7 protein-coding genes are annotated in these 7,349 nt (G+C 73.6%); 2 read left to right on the forward strand and 5 right to left on the reverse strand.

The window, feature by feature from the left end; genetic code table 11:
• The coding region (locus JWQ92_RS09025; RefSeq protein WP_297344126.1) for an alpha/beta fold hydrolase at positions 1 to 2,386 on the reverse strand (2,386 nt) is incomplete at its 3' end.
• A complete protein-coding gene (locus tag JWQ92_RS09030; RefSeq protein WP_297344127.1) occupies positions 2,380 to 3,402 on the reverse strand; it encodes a 3-oxoacyl-ACP synthase III in 1,023 nt (340 codons plus the stop codon). The genes JWQ92_RS09025 and JWQ92_RS09030, both read right to left, overlap by 7 nt.
• Before the next feature lie 121 nt (positions 3,403 to 3,523).
• On the opposite strand from JWQ92_RS09030, the gene JWQ92_RS09035 reads away from it, so the two are divergent.
• Positions 3,524 to 4,663 (forward strand): glutamate--cysteine ligase, encoded by a 1,140-nt coding sequence (locus JWQ92_RS09035; protein ID WP_297344128.1) that lies wholly within the window; start codon positions 3,524 to 3,526, stop codon positions 4,661 to 4,663.
• Positions 4,664 to 4,736: 73 nt separating this feature from the next.
• Here JWQ92_RS09035 and JWQ92_RS09040 read toward each other — a convergent pair whose 3' ends face one another.
• The 3 genes from JWQ92_RS09040 to JWQ92_RS09050 are packed head-to-tail and all read right to left on the reverse strand — an operon-like array spanning position 4,737 to position 6,892.
• On the reverse strand, positions 4,737 to 5,537 hold the full coding sequence (locus tag JWQ92_RS09040; RefSeq protein WP_297344129.1) for an LLM class F420-dependent oxidoreductase: 801 nt from the start codon (positions 5,535 to 5,537) through the stop codon (positions 4,737 to 4,739).
• Positions 5,534 to 6,076 (reverse strand): YbhB/YbcL family Raf kinase inhibitor-like protein, encoded by a 543-nt coding sequence (locus JWQ92_RS09045; RefSeq protein ID WP_297344130.1) that lies wholly within the window; start codon positions 6,074 to 6,076, stop codon positions 5,534 to 5,536. Before JWQ92_RS09045 ends, JWQ92_RS09040 begins: the two co-directional genes overlap by 4 nt.
• A gap of 9 nt (positions 6,077 to 6,085) precedes the next feature.
• Entirely contained in the window at positions 6,086 to 6,892 is an 807-nt protein-coding gene (locus JWQ92_RS09050) for a GNAT family N-acetyltransferase (protein ID WP_297344131.1), read from the reverse strand.
• 88 nt (positions 6,893 to 6,980) lie between these two features.
• Here JWQ92_RS09050 and JWQ92_RS09055 point away from each other — a divergent pair.
• A partial coding sequence (locus tag JWQ92_RS09055) for a hypothetical protein (protein WP_297344132.1) occupies positions 6,981 to 7,349 on the forward strand: 369 nt, incomplete at its 3' end.

The following is a 7,349-nucleotide window of genomic DNA, read 5'->3' on the forward strand; positions in this document are numbered from 1 at the left end:
GCGGGCCGACCCCGACGGCCGCCGCGCGGGCGACCCCGGCGGCCTCGGCGGCCTGCTCCACGCCGACCGGGGTCACGACGCCCGAGTCGGTGACGACGACGTGCGGGAGGCGACCCTCCACCCAGAGCCGACCGACGGCGTCGAAGTGGCCGACGTCGCCGGTGCGGTGCCACGGCTCGGCCGGGGTGCCCGCGCGCGCGAGCCGGTCGGTGAGCCACAGCCGGTCGTACCCGGCGAGCATGTGGGGGGCGCTGACCTCGATCTCGCCGGTGACGTCCGGATCCGCCGTGCGCGCTGCGCCCGGCCGTCCGTCGGGACCGAGCGGTGCGAGTCGCACGTGGGCGCCGGCCGCCGGACGGCCGACGCAGACGCCGTTGCCCGTCCCCGCCACCCGGATGTCCTCCAGGGTGACGTCCGCGACCATCAGGCACTCGGTCATGCCGTACGGCGTGCGGAGCGTGGCCGCCGGGAAGACCTGCTGGGCCCGCTCGAGCAGCGGGGCGCCGAGCGGCGAGCCGGCCGACAGCACGGTGCGCACGCGGGCGAACTCGTCCCGCTGGTCCGTCCCGGCGGTGGCGACGACGTTCGTGAGCGCCGCGGGCGAGAGGAAGACGGAGTCGGCGTCGACCGCGCGTGCGGCCGCGGCGAGTCGCTCGGCGGTCAGCGTCGCCGGCCGGGTCACGTCCATCTCGGGCGTCGCCGTTCGGGTGCCGAGTGCCGGGCCGAAGAGGGCGAAGGGCGCGAAGCCGGCGACGAGCCCCGTCTCCGGGGTGAGCCTGCACTCGCTGCGCAGCGCGTCCCGCACCCCGGCGAGGCGCCGGTACGTGTACCGGACACCCTTGGCGGGACCCGTGGAGCCGGAGGTGAAGAGCACGGCCGCGAGGTCGTCCGGTGCGGGCGGTGACGGCAGGCTCCCGCCCCGGCCGCGGGCGGCGAGGCCGCTCAACGTGAAGGAGGCGCCGAGCGCCCGAGCCGCGGCGGAGGAGAGCGGTCCCGCGACGATGCGCACACCCGGCCAGCGGAGTGCGCGGGCGATCACGAGCGCGGCCGGCACACCGATGATCCAATCGGGCCGGGCGCCGTTCACGGCGCGCGTCATGCCCTTGAGCCCGAGGCCGGCGTCCGCGACCACCACCACCGCGCCGATGCGCAGGCAGGCGTACAGGGCGGCGGTGAGATCGGCGCCGGGCGGCACGAGCAGCGACACCCGCTGGCCGCGGCGCACGCCGATGTCGAGGAGACCGGCGGCGATCTGCTCCACGCGGGTCGCGAGGAGGCGCCAGGAGACCCGGCGGAGCGCGGTGCGGCGGTCGGGCCGCATCTCGACGAGGGCCGGCGACGGATCGTCCCGTCGCGCCTCGAGCACGGACCACAGCGGGTCGTAGCCGGAGTCGGCGGGAGCAGCGCTCGCCACCGCGTCGGCGGCGGGCGGAGCCGCGTCGGGGAAGGTGGCGTCGAGCCAGGTCAGGACCGCGGCCGCCACGTCCACGTCCTCGGGGAGCAGGTGGCCGGCCCCCTCGAAGCGGTGCACGCCCGCATGCGGGAGCCGTCGCTGGAGGTCGGCGAGGTACCGCTCCTGGAACACCGGGTCGCGGGGGCCCCAGAGCAGGAGCGCCGGCACGGTCAGCGCGTCGATCCCGGCGCCGATCCGTTCGATCTCACCGGCGCTCGGCGCATCCGGCGAGGCCGGGATGTCGCGCACGAACTGCTCGATCCCCAGCCGTCGGTCGGCCCCGCGGTACGGCGCCCGGTAGGCCTCGCGGACCGCTGGGGCGAGCGCCGGGTGGGCGATGCCGAGCGTCGTCTCGAGGAACGCGGGCGTCCGCGCGGTGCCGGTGGGCAGCACCCCCGGTGCGAGGGCGAGTCTGAGCACCGGCGGCACCGCATCCGCTCCCGGCCGGTGCAGGGCCGTGTTCGTCAGCACGAGGCCGGCGGTGAGCGGCGGATGGTCGACCGCCCAGCCGGAGGCGACGATGCCGCCCCAGTCGTGGCCGAGGGGCACGACCGGTCCGGTCAGCGCGAGCGCGTCCGTGAGCAGCCCCAGGTCGCGGACGCGGTCGCGGAGGGTGCGCGGCCGGCCGGTGCGCTCCGACCAGCCCATCTCGAGCTGGTCGACGGCGATCACGCGCCACCGTCGCCGCGGCGACGCATCGGCTGCGGCGAGGACGTCCCGCCAGAGGTAGCTCCAGGTCGGGTTGCCGTGCACCGCGAGCACGGTGACCTCGGGGTCCGGGTCCCCGGGGCGATGGGTGTCGAGCAGGTGCCAGGTCCGCGGAGCGCCGTCGCTCGAGGGCGCCTCGACGAGACGGGACCACGCCGGATCCAGTCCGGGCAGCCCCTCTGGCGGGAGCGAGGCGGCGAAGGCGGGAGGGCCCCCGTTCACCACGCCAGTTCGAGCATCGACGTGTTGATGCCGCTGCCGATGCCGCAGAGCAGCACGCGGTCGCCCTTGGCGAGGTTCCCGGACTCCTGCGCGAGCGTGATCGGGATGGACGCGGGGCCCACGTTGCCGTACTTGGGGTAGGTGAGCGGCACGCGGGTCTTGTCCAGACCGGCGGCCTTCACGAACGCAGCCGTGTGCACATCCGACACCTGATGCATGATGTAGGTGTCCATGTCGGACCAGTTCCAGTCGCGCTTCGCCTCGGTCCACGCGGCGGTGACGAGCTCCATCCCGCGCTTCAGCAGCGCCTTCGAGTTCGTGACCATGCCCTCCATCGTGCCGACGCAGAGGTCGTTGAACTGCGTCGCGGCACGCGTGATGCCCCCGATCATGCGGTGGCCCTCCGGGTGCCGGTCGGCCCGCCCGAGCACGGCCGCCGCGACGCCGCAGCCGAGGGTGAGGCTGGCGAACTCGCTCATGAACTCCTCGCGCTTCAGGCCCTCCTTCGACAGCCGCGCGATGGTGTTGACCTGGATGTCGCTGACGTCCTCGCCGTCGATGATCATCGCGTAGTCGATCTGCCCCGACTCGATGAGGCTGGCAGCCAGGTTCATGCCGTTCACGAACCCGAGGCACGCGTTCGAGATGTCGAAGTTGATCGCGTTCGAGGGCAGGCCGAGGCCGTGGTGCAGCCGGACGGCGACGCTCGGCTCGATGTGCCGCTTGGTCAGCGACGTGTTGATGAGCAGCCCGATGTCGCCCGGCTTCACGCCCGCCTCGGCGAGCGCCGCGTTGCCGGCCTGCAGGGAGGCGTCGTCGAGGGAGAGGTCGGCGCTCCAGTTGCGGCGCTCGATGACGCCCGCGACGCGCTCGAGCAGCCCGGTCGGCAGCCGGAGCTTGCGCAGGATCGGCTCCAGCCGCCGCTCGATCTCGAAGGAGGTGGTCACGAGCGGCGCGATCACGCTCGCCACTGAGAGCAGCGCGACGTTCCGATACGTCGTCGTGGCATTTCCAGGCAAAGGGGACACTCCAGATCCGTGCGGCGGGCAGGGACGCCCAGCACGAGGCTCAGTTTGCCGTGTTTTCTGACTCGTCACCGACCAGGCGGGCGGACCCACGTCCTACTGCCAGGATGACCGGATGGCGATCGACTTCGCACGGTCCGAGCGCTCGACCCTCGGCCTCGAGTGGGAGCTCGCGCTCGTCGACCGGGACACCGGCGACCTGGTGGGCGCGGCGCCGGAGCTCCTCGAGGCGCTCGAGCGGGACCACGAGGACCTGCGGTCCCGGATCACGAGCGAGCTGCTGACGAACACCGTCGAGGTCGTCTCCGGCGTGAACCGCACCGTGGGTGAGGGCGTGGCGGACCTGAAGCGCACGATCGAGGCCGTCACGGAGAAGGCCGAGGCCCGCGGATACGAGCTCATCTGCTCGGGCACGCATCCGTTCGCGAAGTGGTCGGAGCAGCAGGTGACCGCGAAGGAGCGGTACGCCACGCTCATCGACCGCACGCAGATCTGGGGACGGCAGCTGCTCATCTGGGGCGTGCACATGCACGTCGGGATCGACCGGCCGGACAAGGCGCTGCCGATCCTCGACGCGCTGCTCACCTACTACCCGCACTTCCAGGCGCTCAGCGCGTCCAGCCCCTTCTTCGACGGCGAGGCGACCGGGTACGCGTCGAGCCGCGCGATGCTGTTCCAGCAGCTGCCGACCGCGGGCCTGCCGCCGCACATGACGGCCTGGTCGCAGTACGAGTCGCTCGTCGACGACCTCGTGCACGTCGGCGTGATCGACTCGTGGGACGAGATCCGCTGGGACATCCGCCCCTCGCCGAGGTGGGGCACGGTCGAGACGCGGGCCTGCGACGGGATGCCGACGACCCTCGAGGTCGGCGCGCTGGCGGCCCTGGTGCAGTGCCTCGTCGACGACTTCTCCGACCGCCTCGACCGGGGCGAGACGCTGCCGTCGATGCAGCCGTGGTTCGTGCGCGAGAACAAGTGGCGCGCGGCGCGCTACGGGATGGACGCGATCGTCATCGTGAACGCCGAGGGCGACGAGCGGCTCGTCGAGGAGGACACCCGCGACCTGGTCACCCGGCTCGAACCGGTCGCGGACCGGCTGGGCTGCAGGACGGAGCTGCACGACCTGGAGCGGATCATCGACGCCGGTGCCTCCTACGAGCGGCAGGCCGTCGCGGCGGCGCAGGCCGGCGGCGACCTGCGGGCCGTGGTGCGCTCGCTCGTCAGCGAGCTCCGCGACGGGTTCCCCGCCGCCTGACCCGTCGGTCGCGCTTTCTGCTGCTCGGAGCAGCTCATGACGACGAGAAGTGGCAACCGCCGATCGGGTCGGCTCAGCCGTTCTTCGCGTCGCGCCAGCGGATCCAGCGCCGCACCGCGTCGAAGTCGAAGTCCGGGCCGCTGATACCGACCGTGAAGAGGCGCACACCGGCGTCGAACAGCGCCTCCGCCTCGGCGTCCTCGCGGCCGCGCAGCTCGTTCGCGATCTCGATCCCGGACACGTCCCGGCCGACCTCCTCGGCGTGCCGCTGCAGCACGTCGAGCTTGTGCCCGATCTCGTCCGGCCCCGTGAAGCCGTGCCAGATGTCGGCGTGCTCGGCCACGATCCTGAGCGTCTTCCGCTCCCCCGCGCCGCCGATCAGGATCGGGATGCGGCGCACGGGCGGCGGGTTCAGCTTCTCCCAGCGCGCACGGATGATGGGCAGGTCGCGGGCGAGCGCATCGAGCCGGGTGCCGGGCGTGCCGAACTCGTAGCCGTACTCGTCGTAGTCCTTGTGCTTCCAGCCGGCCCCGGTGCCGAACACGAACCGGCCGCCGGAGATGTGGTCGACGGTCCTCGCCATGTCGGCCTGGAGGTTCGGGTTCCGGTAGCTGTTGCAGTTCACGAGCGGCCCGAGCTCGATCCGGTCGGTCTGCTCCGCCCACGCGGCGAGCTCGGTCCAGGCTTCGAAGTGGAGGCCGTCGGGGTCCCCGGACAGCGGATAGAAGTGGTCCCAGTTGAGCGCCATGTCGGCGCCGAGGTCCTCCGCGCGCTGCACCGCCTCGCGGTGCTGCCGGTACTGCGCGTGCTGGGGGGCGATCTGCACCCCGACGCGGACCGGGCGGTCCTCGGCCTTGAACGCGCCGCTGCTCATGCCCCTGCGCCACCGAACTCGCCCGTGCCGACGAGGATCGCCCGCCCGAGCGTGTGGAAGTGCAGGTTGAAGCCGAGCACCGCCGGCGTCGACTCCGGGTCGAGCTCGATGCGGTCCGTGTCGACGGCGTGCACGACGACGAAGTAGCGGTGCACGCCCGTGCCCTGCGGGGGCGTCGCGCCGATGAAGTGCGGCAGGCGCATCTCGTTCAGCACCGGGGTCGCGCCCTCCGGCAGGCTGCCGCCGGCGGATCCCGCGCCGGACTCGAGCGAGGTGACGTCCGCCGGGATGTTCGCGACCGCCCAGTGCCAGAACCCGGACCCGGTGGGGGCATCGGGGTCGTAGACCGTGACGGCGAAGCTCTTCGTGCCCGCCGGCGCATCCGACCACGAGAGCTGGGGCGACACGTCGCCGCCTCCCGCGTCCGCGCCGTACTGGGCCGCCTTCAGGGGCTGCCGGTCGGTGACGTCGGTGCTGGTGACGGGGAAGGTGGGGACCGCGTCGAGGCGGGCGTAGGGGTCGTAGTCGCGATCGCTCATGCTGGGAGATTAGGCATCGGCGGGTGAAGGCCGGCTGGGACGCCAGACGTAGGGCGTCGTCGTGGTGACCGCGGCGAAACCGAGGCGCTCGAGGATCGGCCGGGAGTCCTCCGACGCGTCGACCTGCAGATACTCCGCCCCGCGCTCGAGCGCGGCACGGGCCCGGGTCGCGACGAGCGCCCGGTAGATGCCGCGACCGCGCCAGCCCGACAGCGTCGAGCCGCCCCAGAGACCGGCGAAGCCCGTCCCCGGCTTGCTCGCGAGCCAGGCGGCGGAGACGACCTCCCCGTCCGCCTCCGCGAGGAAGACGACGAAGTGCTCGCGGTCGTGCGCCACCTCGCGGGCGAGGTCGTCGCCGAGCCACGTCCAGTCCTCGCCCCAGACCGCGGACTCCATGGCCGCGATGCGAGCGAAGTCGGTCGGATCCTCGGTGCGGCGGATGGGGACCTCCGCCGGGGCGGACCCGGCACCCGTCATCTCCGCCGCGACGCCGACCAGCACCGTCTCCGGCTCCTCGGGCTCGAAGCCGGCGGCGAGCAGGCGGTCGACGAGGTCCGCCGGCCGGTCGTGGGCGCGGGTCTTCCACTCCATCTCCTCGCCGCGGGCGGCGAAGTGGTCGCGGTGCAGCGCGATAGCGGCGTCGAGCGCAGCACCCTCGAGACCGACGTCCGGGCCGGTCTCGACGAACCCCTGCCGGCGCCCGGTGACCCGGACCAGGTGACCGAACCGCTCGAACACGACGCCGGGCGCCGGGTCGGGCTCCACCCACGGTCGCAGGCGGGCGTCGTAGAGGTCGCGGAGCTGCTCAGGCGTCACCGCTCCAGCGTGGCACCTCGGCCCGACGCGAGCCGATCCGCCGCATTCAGGACGTCCCACGCGATCCGAGGCTGGGAGGATGAGCCGGGTGAGCGAGGTCGCCGACGACGATGCCGTCGCCCGCTTCGCGGGGCGGTACGCCGGCACGCTGGATCCCCGGAACGCGGTCCGCTGGGCGGTCGATCCGTTCGCGCCCGCCATGGACGGCTCGCCCTCGCCCGCCGTCCTGCTCGAGGAGCGGCGACGGGCGCTCTACCGCACCCGGGCGGACGCGGACGAGGTCGCGCGGTTCACCGCGGACCTCGACGCGTGGCAGCGCGAGCTCTCCCTCGCGCGCGACGCCCTCCCGGACCGAGAGGCCGAGCCCGCTCCCCCGACGGGACCGGACCGGCTCCCGAGGCGGCCGCGCCTCGCCGCCGTGGCGGTCGCGATCGGCGTGCCGGCCGTCGTCGCGATC

The organism is Amnibacterium sp. (assembly GCF_025463795.1).
GTDB lineage: Bacteria > Actinomycetota > Actinomycetes > Actinomycetales > Microbacteriaceae > Amnibacterium.

Excerpts from the sequence above, each read along its gene's own strand:
- JWQ92_RS09035 (WP_297344128.1), top strand. The coding sequence starts at position 3,524 with ATGGCGATCGACTTCGCACGGTCCGAGCGCTCGACCCTCGGCCTCGAG.
- JWQ92_RS09040 (WP_297344129.1), bottom strand. The coding sequence starts at position 5,537 with ATGAGCAGCGGCGCGTTCAAGGCCGAGGACCGCCCGGTCCGCGTCGGG.
- JWQ92_RS09045 (WP_297344130.1), bottom strand. The coding sequence starts at position 6,076 with ATGAGCGATCGCGACTACGACCCCTACGCCCGCCTCGACGCGGTCCCC.